Source organism: Rhodococcus sp. ACPA1 (assembly GCF_002300195.1).
In the GTDB taxonomy this organism is placed as follows: Bacteria; Actinomycetota; Actinomycetes; order Mycobacteriales; family Mycobacteriaceae; genus Rhodococcus_F; species Rhodococcus_F opacus.
The window spans coordinates 1,011,281-1,032,017 of the sequence record NZ_NSDX01000003.1 but is presented as its reverse complement, the minus strand read 5'-3'; the positions used below and the strand labels follow the sequence as shown (position 1 = coordinate 1,032,017).

The 20,737-nt window shown below is 67.1% G+C and carries 19 protein-coding genes; 10 read left to right on the top strand and 9 right to left on the bottom strand.

Annotation, left to right across the window (positions count from 1 at the left end; translation table 11 throughout):
- Positions 1-24: 24 nt before the first annotated feature.
- Genes eda through zwf form a run of 3 tightly spaced genes read right to left on the bottom strand, consistent with a single transcriptional unit; the run spans position 25 to position 3,991 of the window.
- On the bottom strand, positions 25-651 hold the full coding sequence (eda, locus tag CJ177_RS15245) for a bifunctional 4-hydroxy-2-oxoglutarate aldolase/2-dehydro-3-deoxy-phosphogluconate aldolase (protein ID WP_061041956.1): 627 nt from the start codon (positions 649-651) through the stop codon (positions 25-27).
- Positions 648-2,516, bottom strand: coding sequence for a phosphogluconate dehydratase (gene edd / locus CJ177_RS15240; protein ID WP_061041957.1), 1,869 nt, complete (start codon positions 2,514-2,516; stop codon positions 648-650). The genes eda and edd overlap by 4 nt, the downstream gene beginning before the upstream one ends.
- A complete protein-coding gene (zwf, locus tag CJ177_RS15235; RefSeq protein WP_005251397.1) occupies positions 2,513-3,991 on the bottom strand; it encodes a glucose-6-phosphate dehydrogenase in 1,479 nt (492 codons plus the stop codon). Before zwf ends, edd begins: the two co-directional genes overlap by 4 nt.
- Before the next feature lie 151 nt (positions 3,992-4,142).
- Between zwf and CJ177_RS15230 the strand changes: the two genes are divergently transcribed.
- Entirely contained in the window at positions 4,143-5,336 is a 1,194-nt protein-coding gene (locus CJ177_RS15230) for an ROK family transcriptional regulator (RefSeq protein ID WP_005264060.1), read from the top strand.
- Between the two features lie 49 nt (positions 5,337-5,385).
- On the opposite strand, the gene catC is transcribed toward CJ177_RS15230, so the two are convergent.
- The 3 genes from catC to catA are packed head-to-tail and all read right to left on the bottom strand — an operon-like array spanning position 5,386 to position 7,676.
- Positions 5,386-5,667, bottom strand: a complete 282-nt coding sequence (gene catC, locus CJ177_RS15225) for a muconolactone Delta-isomerase (RefSeq protein WP_095868041.1) — start codon at positions 5,665-5,667, stop codon at positions 5,386-5,388.
- Between the two features lie 15 nt (positions 5,668-5,682).
- A complete protein-coding gene (locus CJ177_RS15220) occupies positions 5,683-6,804 on the bottom strand; it encodes a muconate/chloromuconate family cycloisomerase (RefSeq protein WP_061701616.1) in 1,122 nt (373 codons plus the stop codon).
- A gap of 29 nt (positions 6,805-6,833) precedes the next feature.
- A complete protein-coding gene (gene catA / locus CJ177_RS15215; protein ID WP_005251389.1) occupies positions 6,834-7,676 on the bottom strand; it encodes a catechol 1,2-dioxygenase in 843 nt (280 codons plus the stop codon).
- Positions 7,677-7,883: 207 nt separating this feature from the next.
- Here catA and CJ177_RS15210 point away from each other — a divergent pair, with 207 nt between their 5' ends.
- Entirely contained in the window at positions 7,884-8,654 is a 771-nt protein-coding gene (locus CJ177_RS15210; RefSeq protein WP_095868235.1) for an IclR family transcriptional regulator C-terminal domain-containing protein, read from the top strand.
- A 14-nt stretch (positions 8,655-8,668) separates the two neighbouring features.
- Here CJ177_RS15210 and CJ177_RS15205 read toward each other — a convergent pair whose 3' ends face one another.
- Positions 8,669-9,199: an intradiol ring-cleavage dioxygenase gene (locus tag CJ177_RS15205; protein ID WP_095868040.1), complete on the bottom strand. Its 531-nt coding sequence runs from the start codon at positions 9,197-9,199 to the stop codon at positions 8,669-8,671.
- Between the two features lie 232 nt (positions 9,200-9,431).
- Here CJ177_RS15205 and CJ177_RS15200 point away from each other — a divergent pair, with 232 nt between their 5' ends.
- Both CJ177_RS15200 and CJ177_RS15195 read left to right on the top strand, forming a co-directional pair.
- The gene (locus CJ177_RS15200; protein WP_005573872.1) at positions 9,432-10,379 is read left to right on the top strand and encodes an acyl-CoA thioesterase; all 948 of its coding nucleotides are present in this window, start codon (positions 9,432-9,434) and stop codon (positions 10,377-10,379) included.
- A 52-nt stretch (positions 10,380-10,431) separates the two neighbouring features.
- Positions 10,432-11,916, top strand: a complete 1,485-nt coding sequence (locus tag CJ177_RS15195) for a multicopper oxidase family protein (RefSeq protein ID WP_005251383.1) — start codon at positions 10,432-10,434, stop codon at positions 11,914-11,916.
- Between the two features lie 10 nt (positions 11,917-11,926).
- Here CJ177_RS15195 and CJ177_RS15190 read toward each other — a convergent pair whose 3' ends face one another.
- On the bottom strand, positions 11,927-12,865 hold the full coding sequence (locus CJ177_RS15190; RefSeq protein WP_095868039.1) for an AraC family transcriptional regulator: 939 nt from the start codon (positions 12,863-12,865) through the stop codon (positions 11,927-11,929).
- A gap of 165 nt (positions 12,866-13,030) precedes the next feature.
- Here CJ177_RS15190 and CJ177_RS15185 point away from each other — a divergent pair, with 165 nt between their 5' ends.
- On the top strand, positions 13,031-13,591 hold the full coding sequence (locus CJ177_RS15185) for a flavin reductase family protein (protein WP_037231006.1): 561 nt from the start codon (positions 13,031-13,033) through the stop codon (positions 13,589-13,591).
- A 24-nt stretch (positions 13,592-13,615) separates the two neighbouring features.
- On the top strand, positions 13,616-15,232 hold the full coding sequence (locus CJ177_RS15180) for a 4-hydroxyphenylacetate 3-hydroxylase family protein (protein WP_061041962.1): 1,617 nt from the start codon (positions 13,616-13,618) through the stop codon (positions 15,230-15,232).
- A 22-nt stretch (positions 15,233-15,254) separates the two neighbouring features.
- Here the strand turns inward: CJ177_RS15180 and CJ177_RS15175 are convergent, their stop codons facing one another.
- Positions 15,255-16,202, bottom strand: a complete 948-nt coding sequence (locus CJ177_RS15175) for an AraC family transcriptional regulator (RefSeq protein WP_005251377.1) — start codon at positions 16,200-16,202, stop codon at positions 15,255-15,257.
- Between the two features lie 218 nt (positions 16,203-16,420).
- Between CJ177_RS15175 and CJ177_RS15170 the strand changes: the two genes are divergently transcribed.
- The 4 genes from CJ177_RS15170 (at position 16,421) to benB (ending at position 20,713) form a co-directional block, all read left to right on the top strand.
- Positions 16,421-17,632 (top strand): cytochrome P450, encoded by a 1,212-nt coding sequence (locus CJ177_RS15170; RefSeq protein ID WP_095868038.1) that lies wholly within the window; start codon positions 16,421-16,423, stop codon positions 17,630-17,632.
- 2 nt (positions 17,633-17,634) lie between these two features.
- The gene (locus tag CJ177_RS15165; RefSeq protein ID WP_095868037.1) at positions 17,635-18,630 is read left to right on the top strand and encodes a 2Fe-2S iron-sulfur cluster-binding protein; all 996 of its coding nucleotides are present in this window, start codon (positions 17,635-17,637) and stop codon (positions 18,628-18,630) included.
- A gap of 182 nt (positions 18,631-18,812) precedes the next feature.
- Complete coding sequence (gene benA / locus CJ177_RS15160; RefSeq protein ID WP_095868036.1) at positions 18,813-20,189, top strand: benzoate 1,2-dioxygenase large subunit; 1,377 nt, start codon at positions 18,813-18,815, stop codon at positions 20,187-20,189.
- 14 nt (positions 20,190-20,203) lie between these two features.
- Entirely contained in the window at positions 20,204-20,713 is a 510-nt protein-coding gene (benB, locus tag CJ177_RS15155; RefSeq protein ID WP_095868035.1) for a benzoate 1,2-dioxygenase small subunit, read from the top strand.
- Positions 20,714-20,737: the final 24 nt, after the last annotated feature.

The window sequence follows — 20,737 nt, the reverse complement described above, 5'->3', positions numbered from 1 at the left end:
CACCGTACCGCGCCGCTTCTTGCTCTACCGGGCGAGTGCCGCCGCCTCACGCGCGAGGCCGCTGATCCGGTCCCAGTCCTTCTGCTTCACGGCGTCGGCGGGCGTGAGCCAGGATCCACCGACGCATCCGACGTTGGGCAGCGACAGGTAGTCCCCGACGTTCGACGTCGAGATACCGCCGGTGGGGCAGAACCGTGCCGCCGGAACGGGTGAGTGGATCGAGCCGAGGAACTTCGCGCCACCCGACGCCTCGGCGGGGAAGAACTTGAGTTCGCGGTAGCCGTGCTCGAGCAGGAAGAGCACCTCGGAGACCGTCGCCGCGCCCGGGAGGTGCGGCAGTCCGGTATCCGTCATCGCCTTCAGCAGAGTTTCGGTGCTACCCGGCGAGACCAGGAACTGCGCTCCCGCTTCGGCCGCCTGCGCGGCCTGCACCGGTTCCACGATCGTGCCCGCGCCGACGCAGATGTCCGGCACCTCGCTCGCGATCGCCTTGATGGCGTCGAGTGCACACGGCGTGCGCAGGGTCAGTTCGATCATCGGGATGCCGCCGGCCACCAGCGCGCGGGCCACCGGCACTGCGTCGCCGAGGTCGTCCACGACGACGACGGGGATGACCGGGACGCGGTCGAGGAGGGAGGGGCTGTTCTTCACTGAAATACTCCTTGGACGGGTTGGGGGTGGAAAACGCTGGCGCCCTGGGTCGCCGGTCCGACAGCGGCACGCAGGCCGGCGAAGAGTTCGCGCCCCGTGCCGACCCATTCGTCGGCACCGAGCGCACGACCGGTCGCCGGGCGGGCGGCCAGTTCCTCGTCGTCGAGGTGCACGTTCACGGAGCCGGTCACGGCATCGACGGTCAGGACGTCGCCGTCACGCACGCGCGCGAGCGGTCCGTCCGCGGCCGCCTCGGGGGTGAGGTGGATGGCGGCGGGAACCTTCCCGGAGGCGCCGGACATCCGGCCGTCGGTGACCAGCGCGACCTTCCGGCCCTGGTCCTGCAGAACGCCGAGTACCGGTGTGAGCTTGTGCAATTCGGGCATTCCGTTGGCGCGCGGGCCCTGGTACCGGAGCACGGCCACGAAATCGCCGGTCAACGTGCCGGCCTCGAACGCGGCGAGGAAGTCGAGCTGATCGTCGAAGACCCTGGCCGGAGCGGTCACCACGCGGTGATCCGGGTGGACGGCCGACGTCTTCATCACGCACGAACCCAGGTTTCCGGTGAGCATCTTGAGCCCGCCGTTGACGTCGAACGGATCTTCCGGTCCGCGCAACACGCTGGTGTCGAGGCTGATTCGCGTGCCCGGTTGCCATTCGACGCCCTCGCCCGACAGCTTCGGTTCCTCGGTGTACCGGCGGAGCCCGGGGCCGACGACGGTCTTCACGTCCTCGTGCAGCAGTCCCGCGTCCAGCATCGACGACACGACGTAGCCGAGTCCGCCGGCCGCGTGGAAGTGGTTCACGTCGGCCGAACCGTTGGGGTAGATCCGGGCGAGCAGCGGCACCACCGCGGACAGTTCCGACAGGTCGTCCCACGTGAGGATGATTCCGGCGGCGCGGGCGATCGCCACGAGGTGCATCGTGTGGTTGGTCGAACCGCCGGTGGCGAGCAACGCCACGCAACCGTTGACCACGGCCTTCTCGTCCACGACCTCACCGACCGGCGTGTAGTCGTCGCCGAGTGCGGTGAGACCGGTGACGCGCCTACCCGCCTCCGACGTGAGGGCCTCACGCAGCGGGGTACCGGGGTTCACGAAGCTCGATCCGGGCAGGTGCAGGCCCATGACCTCCATGAGGAGCTGGTTGGAGTTGGCAGTGCCGAAGAACGTGCACGTGCCCGCGCCGTGGTAACTCGCCGCCTCCGCGTCGAGCAGTTCCTCGCGTTCGGCCTTGCCCTCCGCGTACAACTGCCGCACGCGCGACTTCTCGTTGTTGGGCAGACCGGACGTCATCGGCCCGGCCGGCACGAAGATCGTCGGCAGGTGACCGAAACCCAGGGCGCCGATGAGCATCCCCGGCACGATCTTGTCGCACACACCGAGCATGAGGGCGCCGTCGAACATGTCGTGGGACAGTCCGATCGCCGTCGCCATCGCGATGACGTCGCGGCTGAACAGCGACAGCTGCATGCCGTCGCGGCCCTGGGTGATGCCGTCGCACATCGCGGGGACGCCGCCGGCGAACTGGGCGATGCCACCGGCCTCCATGACCGCGGCCTTCAGCTGCCGCGGGAAGTGCTCGAACGGCTGGTGCGCCGACAGCATGTCGTTGTACGACGAGACGATCGCGATGTTGGGCTTGACGAAGCTGCGCAGCGCCTTCTTGTCGGCCGGGCCGGACGCGGCGAAGCCGTGCGCGAGGTTCGCGCAGGCCAGCTTGCCGCGCGCCGGGCCGCGGTCCCCCGCCGCCCGGATACGGTCGAGGTAGATCGTGCGCTCGGGCTTGCTGCGCTCGATGATGCGTTCGGTGACAGCGGCGAGGACGGGGTGCACGTCGGCCGTCGGTGTGGGTGCGTCGGTCATGCGGTGACTCCTTCGTGCCAGGCGCGGCCGTCGCGCTCGATCAGGGTGGTCGCGTCGGTGGGCCCGTTGGTGCCGGCCGGGTAGCGGCGCGGGGCGCGCTCGGACTTCTCCCAGCCGACGAGGATCTGCTCGACCCACTCCCAGGCGGCCTCGACCTCGTCGCGGCGCATGAACAGGGTCGGGTTACCCCTGACCACGTCCATCAGCAGCCGCTCGTAGGCGTCGGGCGACGGACGCTTGAACGTTTCGATGTAGTTGAGGTCCAACGACACCGGCTTGAGCCGGATACCGCCGGGGCCGGGTTCCTTCGCCGTCATGTGCAGCCGCATGCCCTCGTGGGGCTGCAACTGAATCACCAGGCGGTTGGGTTCGCTGTGGCCCTCGCTGCCGGGGAACATGGGGTGCGGGACGGGCTTGAACTGCACCACGATCTCCGAGCAGCGCCGGTCCATGCGCTTGCCGGTGCGCAGGTAGAACGGCACGCCGGCCCAACGCCAGTTCTGGATCTCGGCCTTGACGGCGATGAACGTCTCGGTAGCGCTCTCCGGGTTCTCGACGTCCTCCTGGTATCCGGGGACCGCGATCCCGTCGGCCAGACCGGGGCCGTACTGGCCTGCGACGGTGCAGCGTTCGACGTCCTGTGGGCTCATCGGCTTGAGGGCCTGAAGGACCTTGAGCTTCTCGTCTCGCACGGTCTCGCGGTCGACGTAGGTGGGCGGTTCCATCGCGACGAGGCAGAGCATCTGCAGGAGGTGGTTCTGCAGCATGTCGCGCAGAGCACCCGCCGACTCGTAGTAGCCGCCGCGACTGCCGACTCCGAGCGACTCGGCGACGTTGATCTGCACGTGGTCGATGGACGAAGAGTTCCACAGCGGCTCGAGGAACGTGTTGGCGAATCGGGTGACCAGAAGGTTCTGGACGCTTTCCTTGCCGAGGTAGTGGTCGATGCGGAAGATCTGCGATTCCTCGAACACGGCGCCGACCGCGTCGTTGACGGCGCGGGCCGAGGCGAGGTCGTGTCCGATCGGCTTCTCCAGCACGACGCGGGACTGCGCGTCGGCGAGACCGTTCAGGGCGAGGTTCTCACAGATCGGCCCGAACAGCCCGGGAGCGCAGGCCAGGTAGAAGACCCGAATCGCACCTTCCCTGGCGGCGAGACACTCGCTCAGGCCCGCCCAGTTCTCGGGGTCCCCGGCGTCGACGGAGACGTATTCGAGGCGATTGAGAAATCGCTCACAGGTGTCCGAATCCAGCTGATCGCCGGACACGAACCGGGCGAGTTCGCCTCGCACCTTGTCGCGGTAGCCGTCGGTGTCGAGACCGGCTCGCGAGGCACCGATCACGCGGGTTTCGGCGGGCAGCTGGCCGTCCCGATCGCGCAGGTAGAGCGCGGGAAGCAGCTTACGAACCGCCAGGTCGCCGGTTCCGCCGAACACGACGAAATCGCACGGTTCCACGGTGGTCGCTGGTGACATGTCATCTCCCTCTGAAAGCCGGATGTGTGGGCCGTCACAGATGACAGTAGGCGACCTTTCGCTTTTGATCAATACAGACTTAAGTATTTCTGCGAACAAAGATCCGGGGCTTACGTTGTCAGACGCGTGTCCGGTTGGTTGAATGGCCTTCATGCGGACGCCTCGCTCGACGACCTCCCCGGCGACGGGTGGCGACGTCTTCGCCCTCATTCGCGCAGGGCAAGCAACGACGCGCACCGAGATCGGCACCCTCACCGGCCTCTCCCGCACCGCTGTCGCGGCCCGGGTGTCTTCGCTGCAGGCCTCGGGGCTCGTCGTCGAACGCGAGGAGGGCGTCTCCACTGGCGGTCGGCCGCCGGTCAAGCTCTCGTTTCACGTACAGGCCGGTGTCGTGCTGTCGGCAGCCATCGGCCGGAGCCGCACCCAGCTGGCCATCTGCGACCTCGCCGGCGACGTCATCGTCGCCGAGGACGTGGAGCAGGAGATCGGCACCAGCCCGGCCGAGCTGATGCCCGTCATCGCGCAACGCCTCATCGCGCTGCGCGAGAGTCTGGGCGAGACCGCGGGACGGACGGTCGGGATCGGGATCAGCCTCCCCGGAACCGTCGACACCGAACGCGGGTGCAGCCTGAACTCCCCCATGATGTCGGGCTGGGACGGCGTCCCCCTCCAGCCGTTCCTCGCCGACGTCACCGACGCGCCCGTCTTCGTCGACAACGACGCCAACGTCATGGTGCTGGCGGAGCGGCGCGGAGAACGCCGCGACTTCGCCGACATGCTGCTCATCAAGGCGTCGACCGGACTGGGCGCCGGACTCGTGTCCGGTGGTGTGCTCCAGCGGGGCGCCCTCGGCGCGGCGGGCGAAATCGGGCACACGAAAACCGCAGCGGCACAAGGTGTGGTGTGCCGCTGCGGTGATGTGGGTTGTATCGAGGCCGTGGCCGGCGGGTGGGCGTTGGTCCGCAATCTGCAGGAGCAGGGACGCGAAGTCACCCACATCCGCGACGTGATCACCCTCGCCCTGGCCGGGGACGCCGAGGCGCGGCGGATGATCCGTGAGAGCGGGCGGCAGATCGGCGAGGTCCTGTCGGGCGCGATCAACCTCCTCAACCCGGAGGTCGTGATCGTCGGCGGCGACATGGCGCAGGCCTACGACACGTTCGTCGCGGGGCTACGCGAAACCCTCTACGGCAACGCCATCGCCGTTGCCACCCAACAGCTTCAGATCCTCCCCTGGACGCACGGGGAACTGTCGGGAGTCGTCGGCAGTGCCACCATGGCACTCGACCACGTCCTCAGCGTGCGCGCGGTGGACCAGCTGCTGGCAGGCGCTCCGCGCCCGTGAGCGGTTGACGAGTCCAGAGACTCGCTGACCACGCACGGGCCCGGAGGGCCTACTTGACGTCGGAACCGTGCTTGGTGAGCGGCATGATCTCGATGTTCATGTACGGGAACAGTGGAAGGTTCCACAGGATCTCGTGCAGTACGTCGGCCGACTCGACGTCGAAGATGCTGATGTTGCTGTACTGCCCGACGATCCGCCAGATCTGGGGCCACTTGCCGGAGCGTTGGAGCTCCTGCGAGTACGCCTTCTCCTTGGCGATGGTCTCGTCCCGCACCTTCGGGTCGAGGTCACGGGGAATGGCGACGTCCATGCGGACGTGAAAGAGTGCCATCGGGTGGTGTGCTCCTTAGTTCCTGGTCCAGGTCTTGACTGCGTCCATGTTGAGCTCGACTCCGAGGCCTGGCCCCTCGGGCAGGAACACCTGGCCGTCGCCGTAGCGGATCGGTTCCTGCAGCAACTCCTCGCTGAACAGCAGCGGTCCGAACAGTTCGGTGCCGAAGTCGATGCCGGGTTCCGCGCACGCGAAGTGGATGGACGCCGCGGTCCCGATCGGGCCTTCGATGGACGTGGCTCCGTGGCAGGCGATTCCGGCCGCCTTGGCGATCGCGACCACCTCGCGGCTCTTCTGCAGGCCGCCGCATTTGGTGGTCTTGAGGGCGATGACGTCCGCGGCGCCGCGGCGTGCGACCTCGAGGGCGTCGTGCGGAGTCTGCACGCTCTCGTCCGCCATCACCGGTACGGGGACGAGGCGGTTGAGCTCCGCGAGGACCTCGAGCTGCTCACCGGGCGTGGGCTGCTCGATCAGTTCGACGCCGCCTTCGACGAGGCGGGGCACGTACTTCAGCGCGGTGAGCCTGTCCCAGCGGGCGTTGACGTCGATGCGGACGCCGGCCTTGCCCTGCAGCGCCTGCGCGATCTGGACCACCCGGGCAGTGTCGACGGCGGGATCGAGCGCACCCATCTTCAGTTTGAAACTGAAGTGCCGCTTCGACTCGACGAGACCGAGGGCCTCTTCGATGATCTCCTCGGCGGGTGCGGCGCCGAGGGCCCACGTGACGTCGACACTCTTCCGGAAGGCGCCGCCGAGCAGCGTGTGCACGGGCACACCCAGGCTGCGGGCCCAGGCGTCGTGCAACGCGACGTCGACGGCGGCTTTCGCGAAACGTGCATTGGCGACGACTCGTTCGATGTCCGGCATGATGCCGGTGATCTCGTCGACACCACGCCCCAGCAGCACCGGGACGATGTACCGCTCGACGATCGCCTGCATCGTCTCCACCGATTCGCCGCCCCACCACGGGCCGCCGGGGACGACGCCCTCGCCGTAGCCGGTCACGCCGCCCGCGGTCGTGACGGCGACGAGCAGCAGCGGCTGCGCCGTCATCGACGTGGTGGCGAACTTGTGGGGACGCACCAACGGCACATCGAGGATCGTCGTTTCGACGGAGACGATCGACAGGTCGGTCATCGGATCACTTTCTCTACGGGTGGAACGGGTCACGCGGGGTCGAGCACGAAGTTGTAGGTGACGTAGTTCTTGCCGTCGTCACCGGTCTTCGGGTCGAGGATGAGTTCCGGCTTGGTCGCCGACGCGACGTCGCTGTCGATCCACTCGCCACCCTTGAAGTACAGCTGCGTGGTCACCGACTCCTTGCCCGGCGCCGACACGATGAGGTGCAGGTGCGCGGGACGCCACGGGTGACCGTTCTGCGCCTCGATGAACTGACCGGTCGGGCCGTCGGTCGGGATCTGGTAGGGCGCCGGCTGGATCGTGGTGATCTCGTAGCGGCCTTCCTCGTCGGCGATGATGGTGCCGCGCAGGTTCCACTCGGGCAGGTGCGGGGCGAACTGCGAGTAGTAGCCGTCGTTGTCGGCGTGCCACAGTTCGACCTTCGCGCCGGCGAGGCCGTTGCCGTCGAGATCGGTGACCTGGCCGGAGAAGACGAGCGGGGTGATCTTCTCGTCCTCTTCCCGCATCGGCAGGGTGCACTTCGACGGCAGCTCGGGCGAGTTCTCGATGTAGTACGGGCCCTCGATGCTGCCCTTGGTGCCCTTGCGGCTGCGGGCGAGGACTTCTTCGACCGAGTGCTCGATGAACACGTCGAGGAACAGCGGCCATTCGCCGCCCTCGCCCACGTCGATGAGCCACTGCTTGAACACGCGGTACTCGGGGTAGGTGATGCCGTGCTTCAGGATCACGTCGTTGAGTGCGCCGAGTGCGTCCTTGGCGATGGCCGCGAGCCGCTCCGGCGAGGTGTCGGCGGTGACGCGCTCGGCCTTGAACTTGTCGGTGGCGGCGGAGCCGGATCCGGCGGCGGTGGGGCTCTCGGTGGTGGTCATCTGTTTCTCCTTGGGCTGGGAGGGAGCGGAATGGGCTGATATCGAGTTTTGGTCGACGCGGTGGGTGTTCACGCGCCGAGGGTCTTGCATTCCGTACGCTGTGCGTACTACCATCACGCTGTGCGTACACCCCTACTGTGCGCGCAGTCACATTGAAATGTCAACCCCGAGTCCGAATACGTACACGAATCGCTGGTGGAGGCCGCAATGACCGAGAGCGATCGCGATTACATCCAGAGCATCGAGCGCGGCTTCGCAGTGCTCCTCGCGTTCGACGCGCAGCGTCCGAACCCGACGCTCGCCGAACTCGCCACAGAAGCGGGATTGTCGCGCCCCGCCGTCCGCCGGATCCTGCTCACCCTGCAGAAGCTGGGGTACGTCGCCGGCTCAGGAGGCCGATGGTCGCTCACCCCTCGCGTGCTGAGCATCGGACAGCACTACTCGGAGTCGCACGCACTGATCGAGGCCGCGATGCCCCGGCTGCTGGAGGTGGCCGAGAAGACCCAGGAGTCCGCGTCGCTCGGCGTGCTCGACGGCGCCGACGTGGTCTACGCGGCGCGCGTTCCCGTCCGGCGGATCATGAGCATCAACGTCTCCGTCGGCACCCGCGTCCCCGCGTACGCCACGTCCATGGGTCGGGCGCTCCTGGCCTGGGCTCCCGCCGACGTGGTCGAGCGGGTGGTCGCCGAGTCCACGTTCGAGAAACTCGGGCCCGAAACCATCGGCACTGCAGCCGAATTCGAACGGGAACTCGCCAAGGTCCGCGAGCAGGGGTTCGCCCTGACGTCCGAGGAGCTGGAGAAGGGTCTGATCTCGCTGGCCGCCCCCGTCCGCGATGCCGGCGGCACAGTGGTCGGCGTGGTCGCGTGCTCCACGTCGTCCGCGCGGAACACTCCGGCACAGTTCCGGGAACAGGCCGTTCCGTGCGTCCTCGCCGCCGCGGCCGCCCTGAGCACGGACATGGGCTTCGCCGGCTGACGGCATCACGTCGGTCAGATCGGGTCGAGCACGAAGTCGCAGGAGACCTCTCCGCCGACCCCGGCGTCGACGAGCGACTCGACGGCGGACGCGTCCACTTCTCGCGATGCGCCCGGCGTCGGCACCAGGCGCGTCTCGAGCGGCCGGAAGCCACGCGCATGCACGACGACGTTGACGTGCCCGACATCGGCTTCACCTCGGGCGCTCGAGAATTCGCACGGCGCCGGCTGCACGGTCGAGATGTCGAAGCGGCCCCCGGCGCATGTGACGACGATGCCGCGCAGGTTGTTGCGCAGAATCTCGACGGAGTACCCGGAGTAGCAGCCGTCGGCGTCCGCGTGCCAGATCTCGAGTTCCGCCCCCGACAAAGGTTCGCCGGCGCGTGAGCGCACGACCCCCGCCATGCGGAGCGGGGTCCCCGGTTCGCCGGGGAGTGCCGCAAGGTTCGCCCTCCACGGCAGCACTCGCTGCGCGGGGAGGTAGAACTCCCGGTCGACGTGGTCGTGGTCCACGTGAGGTGCGGTCGTCGTCGACGTCGAGGTCATCACCTGATCCGATCACTATCGTACGCTGTGCGTACATTGAGAACGCTGTGCGGTCGATGTCGAGTGTGCGCGTGGTCACACAGTTCGTCAACCTCCGGTCCGTTCACATCGCGGACGGGTCGGTCCGGTGCATCTGTGGGATAATTTCCCCGCCACCGGCGGACAACGACGTTTCGCCGTCCCCGGTTCGCGCCCTCGTGCCGGCCACGTCGAATTCCCGAGGATCACATCGATGACCACGCCTCCCCGCAGCATCACCCTCCGCTTCCTGGCCGCACCCACCGAGGTGGCGACGCTCGGAGGGGCCGTCCAAGGGGGCCGGATCCTCGAATGGATCGACAAGGCCGCCTACGCCTGCGCGGTCGGCTGGAGCGGGAGCTATTGCGTCACCGCCTACGTGGGAAACATCAAGTTCACCCGGTCCATCGAGTCGGGTCACCTCGTCGAGGTCGAAGCCCGGCTCGTCCACACCGGGCGCTCGAGCATGCACATCCAGTGCACCGTGTCGTCGGCCGACCCGCGCACCGGACAGTTCACCGAGGCCAGCAACTGCCTGATCATCTTCGTCGCCGTCGACGATTCCGGTAAGCCGACGAGTGTGCCGCCGTGGCAGCCCGTCACCGCCACCGACCGCGCCGAGTCCGAGGAGGCGGTCATGCGGATCGGCCTGCGGGCCGACATCGAAGAGGCGATGAGCAAGCAGAACTACACCGACGCGGGCACCGCACCGGAATCGCTCACCCGCTTCCTCGCCGCGCCCACCGACGTCAACTGGGGCGGCAAGACCCACGGCGGAACCGTGATGCGCTGGATCGACGAGGCCGCCTACCTGTGCGGCACGTCGTGGAACGGCACGCCGTGCGTGTCCGTGTACGCCGGCGGGGTGCGCTTCTACCGCCCCATCCAGATCGGTCATGTCGTCGAGGTCGACGCCCGCCTGCTGCACACCGGCGCGCAGACCATGCACATCTCGGTGCACGTGCGATCCGGCGACCCGCGCACCCGGGAAATGAACCTCACCACCCACTGCCTCACCGTCGTCGCCGCCGTCGACGAGGACGGCGCAGCAACGGCAGTGCAGCAGTGGGTGCCGCAGTCCGACGAGGACCGCAAGCTGGAGGCGCACGCCCGCGAACTCATCGCCCTCCGCGACCGGGCGCGAATCGGCGCCCTGGCGTAATCCGCCCGAGTAGCGTCACGGGAAACGGTCTACCCGCGGAAGGAGCGGGGGGATGCCTGGGAACCGTCCACTCGACGTGCAGTTGTCCCGGCGGCGTGTGCTGCAGTGGGGAGCCGGAGCTGCACTCCTCGGGCTCAGCGGGGCCTGCGCCCGCAGCGACGACGCCGAGGGCGCGATCGGACCCGACTCTCCTGAGGTGCGCGCGTTCGCCGAGGCCGAGTCCCGGCGATTTCCCGGCGGGAGACCAGTCGCGTATGAACTCTCCGCGACACAGTCCGACGTCGACATCGCAGGTACGCGCACTGCTGCGTGGCTGTACAACACGCAACTGCCGGGCCCCATCCTGCGGGCGAACGTCGGGGACAGGGTCCAGGTGCGGTTTCGCAACCAGCTGCCGGATTCCACCACCGTGCACTGGCACGGGCTGGCCATCCGCAACGACATGGACGGGGTCCCGGATGTCACGCAGGCTCCGATACCGGCGGACACAGAGTTCGTCTACGACTTCATCCCGCCCGACCCGGGCACGTACTGGTACCACACGCACGGCGATCTCCAGCGCGGCCGAGGGCTGTACGGGGCTCTGATCATCGACGATCCCGGGGCTCCCGCGAACTACGACGCCGAGTTCGTCGTCGTGCTCTCCGACTGGTTGACCGACCGCACGCCGTCGCAGGTCTTCGACGAACTCCGCGGTGGGCGGATGACGTCCATGCCCGTGATGACGTCGCGCGTGCTCGGCGGTGACTCCGGCGACGTCCGGTACCCGGTGTACCTGCTGAACGGGAAACCACCCGGCGATCCGACCGTCTTCACCGCACGACCGGGGCAGCGCGCCCGCATCCGGCTGATCAACGCGGGCGACGACACCGCGTTCCGGGTCGCGCTGGGTGGCCACCGGCTGACCGTCACGGACACGGACGGTTTCCCCGTCGAACCGGTCGACACCGACTCGGTGCTGATCGGCATGGGCGAGCGGTACGACGCCGTCGTCACCCTTCGGGACGGGGTGTTCCCGCTGGTCGCGGTCGCCGAGGGGAAGGGCGCGCAGGCATTCGCGGTGGTGCGCACCGGCGGCGGCGCGGCCCCCGACCCCGCCGTGGCGCCCCGTGAGCTGGGCCCTCCCCCGCTCACCGTGGTCGGCCTGCGGGCCACCGACGCCGTCCGGTTACCCGTCGTCGACCCGGGTGTCACCCTGGAGGCGTCGCTCGGCGGCGACATGATGCGGTACGTGTGGACGGTGAACGGTAAGGCCTACCCCGACCACACCCCGCTGACCGTCCACCGGGACCAGCGAGTGCGGCTGGTCTACACGAACCCCACGATGATGTTCCACCCCATGCACCTGCACGGGCACACGTTCGCCGTCGCCCGGTCGGACGGCTCCGGACCGCGGAAGGACACCGTGATCGTGCTCCCCGGGCAGACCGTCGCCGCCGACATCGACACGACCAACCCTGGTCAGTGGATCACACACTGCCACAACGACTATCACCTTGCCGCCGGGATGGCGACGATCTTCTCCTATGTGAGCTGACGCCGGACCGTCAGCCCCGGAGCGCTTCGGAGGGCGCCACGCCGTACTTCCGGCGGTACGCCGCCGCGAATCGGCCGGTGTGGGTGAAACCCCAGCGCATCGCGACCTCGGCGACCGTCGACGAACCGTCCGCGCGCAGCAGGTCGTCGTGGACACGTTCGAGCCGGACGTCCAGCAGGTAGTCGCGGGGGCTCACCCCGACGTACTCCTGGAATCCCTCCTGCAGGCGGCGGACCCCGACACCTGCGATCTCGGCCATCTCGGCCGCCGTCCACGCCCGTGCGGGATCGGCGTGGATCTCGTCGATGACGCGCTTGACGATGCGCGGCCGGGTACCGGCACCGGCCGTCTCGTCGTCCGGGATCGCTGCCAGGACCAGTGCCGTGGTGACCGCCCCCGACAGTTGCTCGGCGACGAGGGGGTTCGTGTAGATGCCGTCCGACCGCAGCATCTGGTCGAGCAGCGACCGCACCAGAGCCAGCCAGCTGGCACCGTTCTCGCTGGTCAGATCCAACTGCGGGGGCAGTCGCAGTCCCGGCCGCGCCAGGATCCGCGCCATCTCACGATGCAGGTAGTCGCGGTCGACGCGCACGCCGATGATGGAGCAGTCCTTGCTCCAGTCGGTGATGAGCGTCGTCGTGTCGGGCGGACATATCGTTCCCGCCCCGGGCACGGACGACACCTCGTGCTTGCCGGTCACCGATTCCAGATGCCCCGACAGCGGCACGTTGATCGCATACGCGCCGGGGTGGTCCGACTGGATCGCCACGTCCGCGCCCCAGCCGATGTGGGTGATCTTCACCGGCCCGAGTTCCACCGCCTCCGCGACGGTGTTGCCCGCGTTCGACCTGTTCAGCGGGGTCAGCCGGTGTGGGAAGTACACGTCCGACACCACGTGCGACGCTTCGTCCCAATCTTCGGGGCGAATCAGCTTGGACGCGGGCTGCATGGCACCAGTGTGACTACGGACACCTTCGATTGCAATTTTCGGCGTGATCCAAGTCACCGCGCAAAGCGGATCACCTCCGCGCTCAGCGGATCGACGCGCCGTTCCCACGGTCGTACTTTCGTCCGTACCTCATCAGCGCCCCGGACAGGAAGGGAGGCTCCGACCATGGAGCAACGCGAACTCCGGAACATTTTCGGGCAGTTTGCCAGCGGAGTCACGGTCATCACGTGCGCCAACTCCGAGGGCCTGCCGCACGGAGCGACGGTCACCGCCTTCACCGCTGTCTCGATCGAGCCGAGACTGTGCCAGATCACCCTGACCCGAAAGTCCAAGGCCTGCAACTACTTGAGCAAGGCGCCGTTCGCCGTCAACATTCTCGCCGCCGACCAGGTGGACACCGCGATGCATTTCGCCGGGCGACCGCAGAACCCCGAACCCGTGTGGGCCGACGGGCCGACCGCCCCCATCATCTGCGGTGCCGCCGCCACGTTGTCGTGCCGGCCGTGGGCCGAGTACGACGGAGGCGATCACATCATCTTCATCGGTGAGATCGTCGCGGCCGAATCCAGCGGCAAGGACCCGCTGCTGTTCTACCGGAGCACTTTCCACGACCTCGGCTCACCGTCCGCGTCGGCCGCGTGGAACGGATCGATGGACGATCCGAACAACGGCTGGTTCGACTCCACCACCTCCTTCACCCCATTCCATCTTCAGCCCGTCAACTGACCGCCGAATCCGAAAGGACATTCCATGACCACCACCGAAAGCGCTCCCGAGACCGCGCTCGACCCGACGAAGGTCAACCCGGCCGCAGACTGCGAAGCCAACCGCACCACCAACTTCGCATCGCGCCCGATGACCGGTGACGAGTACATCGAGTCGCTACGCGACGACCGTGAAATCTGGTTGCACGGCGAGCGTGTCGAGGACGTCACCACGCATCCGGCGTTCCGCAACCCCATCCGGATGACCGCACGCCTCTACGACTCGATGCATACCGGCGAACACGTCGACAAGGTCACCACCCCCACCGACACCGGCAACGGCGGCGTCACGATGCCGTTCTTCAAGGCACCCACCTCCTCGGACGACCTGCTGAAGGAACGCGACGCCATCGCCACCTGGGCGCGCATGACGTACGGCTGGATGGGCCGGTCGCCCGACTACAAGGCCTCCTTCCTCGGCACCCTGCATGCCAACAAGGAGCTGTACTCCCCGTTCCAGGACAACGCAGAACGCTGGTACAAGGAATCGCAGGAAAAGGTTCTCTACTGGAACCACGCGATCATCAACCCGCCGGTCGACCGACAGCTCCCGCCCGACGAGGTCGGCGACGTGTTCATGAAGGTGGAGAAGGAGACCGACGCCGGCCTCATCGTCTCCGGCGCCAAGGTCGTGGCCACCGGCTCGGCCATCACCAACTACAACTTCATCGCCCACTACGGCCTGCCGATCAAGAAGAAGGAATTCGCCCTGATCTGCACCGTCCCGATGGACGCGCCGGGGGTGAAGCTGATCTGCCGGTCGTCGTTCACCCAGAACGCGGCCGTGATGGGCACCCCGTTCGACTACCCGCTGTCGAGCCGCATGGACGAGAACGACACCATCTTCATCTTCGACAAGGTGCTGGTGCCGTGGGAGAACGTCTTCATGTACGGCGACGTCGACAAGATCAACGGCTTCTTCCCGCAGTCCGGATTCCTGCCCCGCTTCACGTTCCAGGGCTGCACCCGTCTCGCCGTGAAACTCGACTTCATCGCCGGCATGCTGATGAAGGCACTCGACGCCACCGGCGCGGGCGGGTTCCGCGGCGTGCAGACCCGCGTCGGTGAGGTCATCGGCTGGCGAAACCTGTTCTGGTCACTCACCGAATCGATGGCACGCAACCCCGAGCCGTGGATCGGCGACACCGTCATCCCGAAGCTCGAATACGGGCTGACGTACCGCATGTTCATGATCCAGGGCTACCCGCGAATCAAGGAGATCATCGAACAGGACGTCGCGTCCGGTCTGATCTACCTCCCCTCGAGCGCCCGCGACTTCAAGAGCCCCGACGTCCGGCCGTACCTCGACAAGTACGTCCGCGGCTCCGACGGCATGACCGCCGTCGAACGCGTCAAGATCATGAAGGCACTGTGGGATTCGATCGGCAGCGAGTTCGGTGGCCGCCACGAACTCTACGAGCGCAACTACTCCGGCAACCACGAAAACGTCAAGGCGGAACTGCTGTTCGCCGCCGAGAACCGTGGCGACGTCGCCTCCATGAAGGGCTTCGCCGAGCAGTGCCTGTCCGAATACGACCTCGACGGCTGGACGGTCCCCGACCTCATCGGCAACGACGACGTCTCGTACTTCGGTAACAAGTAACCGCACACCCGCGCAATCCCCGTCAGAAGCGAATCAGCTCTGACGGGGATTTGCCGTACCTGCGGCGGTAGGCGGCGGAGAACCGGCCCGCGTGGGTAAACCCCCACCGGGCAGCGACTTCGGAGACCGTGACACCGGGTTCCAGCGCCCTCAGGTCGGCGTCGGCGCGACTCAGACGGATGTCGAGGAGGCATTCCGACGGGCTGCGCCCGACATACTCGCGAAACCCTTCCTGCAACCGGCGGACGCTGGTGCCCGCCAACTCGGCCATGTCGGCTGCCGTCCAGGCGCGGGCCGGGTCGTCGTTGAGTCCGTCGAGCACTCGCTTGACGATTCGCGGTCGGGGCGCGCCCCCGCGCACCTCCTCGACGGGCGTGACGGCGAGGACGAAGGCCGACGTGATCGCGCCGGCGAGCTGCGGGCCGACCACCGGGTTGGCGAGGAGGTCGGCCGGCTCCCGCAGTTGCGCGGTCAATGAGCGCACCAGACGAAACCAGCTGTGTCCCGGGGCCTCGGTGAGATCGATCTGCGACGGTAGGTGCAGCCCGGGCCGCAGGTCGGAGCCGAGGATCCGGTCAGCCTCCTGCTCGAGGTAGGCGCTGTCGAATTTGACGCCGAGCACCGAGCAGTCGCCACTCCACCGGGTGATCAGGGTCGGCTCGTCCGCCCGGAAGACCGTGGCCTGACCGGGCCGCGACAGCACCGTGTCGCCCTGCGAACAGGACTCCAGCGAACCGGACAGCGGAATGTTGATCTCGTACGCATCCGGATAGTCGCACTCGATCGACACGTCGGCACCCCAGCCCAGCCTCCCGAGAGTGACGGGGCCGAGGTCAACGGTCCGCATCGACAGCTTCATCGCTCCGTTCGGCGACAAGTCGGTCAACGTGTGGGGAAAGTACGCACCGGCCACCGCCCTCGACGCCGCATCCCAGTCCTGGGTTTCGGTGATCGTCGATGCCATCGTCATGCACCTGCCTCACTGAAGAATCGTTCCGACCTCATTGAAACCGTGTCGTCACGCCCAGTCGAGGATAACTGAGACCGCGATCACAAGTAGTCGCGCAGATGGTCCAGAGACCGCGCAGAGTGGCTAGACCACCCTCCTGCGACGGCCTACCTTCTTCCTCACCCCGCTCACACAACGAAAGTTGTTTCCGAGCAGTTGCTTTGAATGAGGAGATTCAGATGACCGCCACCCTGTCTTGGATCGACGAGATCACGATGACGGAACTCGAGCGCAACCCGTACCCCGTCTACGAGCGGCTGCGCGCCGAGGCGCCGCTGGCCTACGTCCCGGTCCTCGGTTCGTTCGTCGCGACCACCGCCGACCTGTGCCGCACCATCGCCAACAGCCCCGACTTCGAGGGGATCATCACCAAGGCCGGCGGCCGCACGTTCGGTCACCCGGCGGTGATCGGCGTCAACGGCGAGATCCACCGCGACCTCCGCTCGATGGTCGACCCCGCAGTGCAACCGTCGGAGGTGGACCGCTGGGTCGACGGACTCGTCCGCCCCATCGCGCGGCGCTACGTGGAGCAGTTCGAGAACGACGGCAAGGCCGATCTGGTCTCGCAGTACTGCGAACCCGTCAGCGTGCGCGCACTCGGTGATCTACTGGGGCTGAACGACGTCAGCTCGGACACGTTGCGTGACTGGTTCCACCGACTGTCGAACTCCTTCACCAATGCCGGAGTGGACGCGAACGGCGACTTCACGAACCCGGAGGGATTCGTGCAAGGCGACGAGGCCAAGGCAGAGATCCGGGCCGTCGTCGATCCGCTCATCGACAAGTGGACCGTCGAACCCGACGACAGCGCCATCTCGCACTGGCTGCACGACGGCATGCCCGAAGGACAAGTCCGCGACCGCGAGTACATCTACCCCACGCTCTTCGTCTACCTGCTGGGCGCGATGCAGGAACCCGGGCACGGAATGGCATCGACACTCGTGGGCCTGTTCACCCGCCCCGAGCAGCTCGAGGCCGTCATCGACGAGCCCGCCCTGATTCCGCGGGCGATTTCCGAGGGAATGCGCTGGACCTCCCCGATCTGGTCGGCGACCGCCCGCATCAGCACCAAGGACGTCACGCTCGGGGACGTGTTCCTCCCCGAGGGATCCGTGGTCCTGTTGTCCTACGGTTCGGCCAACCACGACACCGCCGTCTACGACGCGCCCACCGACTACGACATGACGCGTCCCCCGCTCCCCCACCTGGCGTTCGGTTCCGGCAACCACGCGTGCGCAGGCATCTACTTCGCCAATCACGTCTGCCGCATCGGCTTGGAGGAGTTGTTCGAGGCGATCCCGAACCTCGAACGTGACTCCGGCGCGGACGTCGAGTTCTGGGGCTGGGGTTTCCGCGGCCCGACCGCCCTCCGGACCACGTGGGAGGTATAGCCGTGACCTTCACCGTCTCGGTCGCTGCCGACAGGGTGGAATGCCGCCCCGACCAGCCGATACTCGACGCTTTCCTCCGGGGCAGCGTGTGGATGCCGAACTCGTGCAACCAGGGCACGTGCGGTACGTGCAAGCTGCGGGTCGTATCGGGGTCGGTCGACCACGGCCGCTCGCCCGAGAACACGCTGACCCGGGCCGAGCGCGAGCAGGGATTCGCCCTGGCCTGCCAGGCCACTCCGTGCGGTGACACCGTGGTGGAACGCCTGGACACGGCGCCGGCGGGCACCGTCCACGCCCTGCGGGACCTCGTCGGCACCGTGAGCGCGATCGAGGACGTCGCCCGCGACACGCGGCGGGTTCTCGTCACGCTCGACAGCCCGCTCGAATTCTCCGCGGGGCAGTACGTCGAACTGCGAGTACCCGGCACCGACCACGGCCGCCAGTACTCGATGGCGAACACGCCGGGCGAGTCGAAACAACTCGAGTTCCACATCCGCAGGCAGCCGGGCGGAGTCGCGACGGACGGTTGGGTCTTCGGCTCGCTGTCCGTCGGCGAACGCGTCGAAATGGCGGGGCCGCTCGGCGACTTCCGTCTCGATCCGGACGACGAGGGGCCGATGGTCCTGCTCGGCGGCGGAACCGGGCTCGCCCCGCTGAAATCCATGGCCCACCAGGCACTCACGGCCACACCGGAACGCGTTATCCACCTGTATCACGGCGTGCGCGAGGAGTCCGACCTCTACGATGTCGACCTGTTCCAGGAGTGGGAGCGGGCGTACCCGGGCTTCCGGTACGTGCCGTGTCTGAGCGACCAGTCGTGGTCCGGGCGGTCCGGTTACGTCACGGACGCGTTCGTGGAGGACTTCGATACCTGTCGCGGATACTCCGGGTACCTGTGCGGGCCGCCCGCGATGGTCGACGCCGGCGTCAAGGCATTCAAGCGCCGGCGTATGGCTCCGCGACGCATCTTCCGGGAGAAGTTCATGCCAGCCGTGTGAAGTCGGCCCGCGTGCGCACGCCGAGGCCCTCCGAGCTTCGGCGTACGCATGCCGAACACGTCCTAGTCAGTACTCGGTAAATGCCTAGTGTGATGCAGCGCACAGGCTGCAAGAGTGGAATCCATTGCCGGACCCGGGCGCCCTCGCAGGGCGCAAGCCCCCCGGAGATCTTGGAGGATCCCATGACTGAAACCCTGTACACAGCGCCGTCCGACGACGTGCGCGCCAAGCTGGCCGACGCGCTCATCGAGGACGCGGAAACCGGTCGCTACCAGGTGCGACGCAGCGTCTTCACGGACGAGGACCTGTTCGAACTCGAGATGAAGCACATCTTCGAGGGCAACTGGATCTACCTGGCCCACGAGAGCCAGATCCCGAACGTCGGCGACTACTTCACCACGTACATGGGCCGCCAGCCGATCGTGATCTCCCGCAACAAGGAGGGTGAGCTCAACGCCCTGGTGAACGCGTGCAGCCACCGCGGCGCCATGCTCTGCCGGCGCAAGACGGACAACCGGACCACGTTCACCTGCCCGTTCCACGGCTGGACGTTCAACAATTCGGGCAAGCTCCTCAAGGTCAAGGACCCGCGTGAGGCCGGCTACCCGGAACAGTTCAACAAGGACGGCTCCCACGACCTCACCAAGGTCGCGCGGTTCGAGAACTACCGCGGATTCCTGTTCGGCAGCCTCAACGCCGACGTCCCGCCGCTCGAGGAACACCTCGGTGACACCACGAAGATCATCGACATGATCGTCGACCAGTCGCCCGACGGCCTCGAGGTGCTGCGCGGCGCGTCCACCTACACCTATGACGGCAACTGGAAGCTGCAGACCGAGAACGGCGCCGACGGCTACCACGTGTCCGCCACCCACTGGAACTACGCCGCGACCACGTCGCGTCGGGAGTCCGGCGAGTCCACCAACGCCACGAAGGCGATGGACGCCGGCAAGTGGTCGAAGCAGCAGGGCGGGTACTACTCGTTCGACAACGGTCACCTGCTGCTGTGGACCAAGTGGGCGGACCCCGCCAACCGTCCGCTGAACGAGCGCCGCGACGAACTGGTCACCGAGTACGGGGAGGATCGCGCCGACTGGATGATCGGCGTGTCCCGCAACCTGTGCCTGTACCCGAACGTGTACCTGATGGACCAGTTCGGTTCGCAGATCCGGCATTTCCGTCCGATCTCCGTCGACAAGACCGAGGTCACCATCTACTGCATCGCCCCCAAGGGTGAGAGCCGCACGGCACGTGCCGCCCGCATCCGCCAGTACGAGGACTTCTTCAACGCCACCGGCATGGCCACCCCGGACGATCTCGAGGAGTTCCGCTCCTGCCAGAAGACGTACCAGGCCGGCGCCGCACCGTTCAACGACCTCAGCCGCGGTGTCACCCACCAACTCCAGGGCCCCGACGAAGATGCGAAGAAGATCGGCATCAACCCCATCTCCAGTGGTGTGAAGACCGAGGACGAGGGCCTCTACCCGATCCAGCACGGCTACTGGGTGCAAGCGCTCACCAAGGCGCTCGACGCCGACGTTGCCGCGAACAACCGCTGAGGGAGGCGAGAAACATGACCGCAGTAGCCGAAAGCACTGTCACCCAGCACGACATCGAGCAGTTCCTCTACCGTGAGGCCCGCTACCTCGACGACCGCGAGTTCGAGAAGTGGATCGAGTGCTATCACCCCGACTCCGAGTTCTGGATGCCGGCGTGGGCCGACGACGGTGAACTGACCACCGACCCGATGACCGAGATCTCCCTGATCTACTACGCCAACCGTGGTGGCATCGAGGACCGGGTGTTCCGCATCAAGACCGACCGGTCGAGCGCGACGAGCCTTCCGGAACCCCGCACCGGTCACAACATCTCGAACGTCGAGGTCACCGACCGTCGCGGCGACGTCGTGGACGTCCGGTTCAACTGGTTCACGCTCTACTTCCGGTACAACACGGTCGACACGTACTTCGGGAATTCGTTCTACACCATCGACTTCTCCGGTGAGCAGCCTCTGATCCTGAAGAAGAAGGTCGTGCTCAAGAACGACTACATCCACCACGTGGTCGACATCTACCACATCTGATTTCTTCCCCATTCTTCGCGAATC

What these genes read in the sequence shown, in the direction of transcription:
- CJ177_RS15175 (WP_005251377.1), bottom strand. Translation starts at nt 16,202, where the DNA reads ATGACGATGGCATCGACGATCACCGAAACCCAGGACTGGGATGCGGCG.
- CJ177_RS15185 (WP_037231006.1), top strand. Translation starts at nt 13,031, where the DNA reads ATGGAGCAACGCGAACTCCGGAACATTTTCGGGCAGTTTGCCAGCGGA.
- CJ177_RS15200 (WP_005573872.1), top strand. Translation starts at nt 9,432, where the DNA reads ATGACCACGCCTCCCCGCAGCATCACCCTCCGCTTCCTGGCCGCACCC.
- CJ177_RS15220 (WP_061701616.1), bottom strand. Translation starts at nt 6,804, where the DNA reads ATGACCGACCTGTCGATCGTCTCCGTCGAAACGACGATCCTCGATGTG.
- CJ177_RS15205 (WP_095868040.1), bottom strand. Translation starts at nt 9,199, where the DNA reads ATGACCTCGACGTCGACGACGACCGCACCTCACGTGGACCACGACCAC.
- CJ177_RS15210 (WP_095868235.1), top strand. Translation starts at nt 7,884, where the DNA reads ATGACCGAGAGCGATCGCGATTACATCCAGAGCATCGAGCGCGGCTTC.
- catC (WP_095868041.1), bottom strand. Translation starts at nt 5,667, where the DNA reads ATGGCACTCTTTCACGTCCGCATGGACGTCGCCATTCCCCGTGACCTC.
- benA (WP_095868036.1), top strand. Translation starts at nt 18,813, where the DNA reads ATGACTGAAACCCTGTACACAGCGCCGTCCGACGACGTGCGCGCCAAG.
- catA (WP_005251389.1), bottom strand. Translation starts at nt 7,676, where the DNA reads ATGACCACCACCGAGAGCCCCACCGCCGCCGGATCCGGCTCCGCCGCC.
- CJ177_RS15170 (WP_095868038.1), top strand. Translation starts at nt 16,421, where the DNA reads ATGACCGCCACCCTGTCTTGGATCGACGAGATCACGATGACGGAACTC.
- edd (WP_061041957.1), bottom strand. Translation starts at nt 2,516, where the DNA reads ATGACCGACGCACCCACACCGACGGCCGACGTGCACCCCGTCCTCGCC.
- CJ177_RS15230 (WP_005264060.1), top strand. Translation starts at nt 4,143, where the DNA reads ATGCGGACGCCTCGCTCGACGACCTCCCCGGCGACGGGTGGCGACGTC.
- benB (WP_095868035.1), top strand. Translation starts at nt 20,204, where the DNA reads ATGACCGCAGTAGCCGAAAGCACTGTCACCCAGCACGACATCGAGCAG.
- zwf (WP_005251397.1), bottom strand. Translation starts at nt 3,991, where the DNA reads ATGTCACCAGCGACCACCGTGGAACCGTGCGATTTCGTCGTGTTCGGC.
- CJ177_RS15195 (WP_005251383.1), top strand. Translation starts at nt 10,432, where the DNA reads ATGCCTGGGAACCGTCCACTCGACGTGCAGTTGTCCCGGCGGCGTGTG.
- CJ177_RS15180 (WP_061041962.1), top strand. Translation starts at nt 13,616, where the DNA reads ATGACCACCACCGAAAGCGCTCCCGAGACCGCGCTCGACCCGACGAAG.
- CJ177_RS15190 (WP_095868039.1), bottom strand. Translation starts at nt 12,865, where the DNA reads ATGCAGCCCGCGTCCAAGCTGATTCGCCCCGAAGATTGGGACGAAGCG.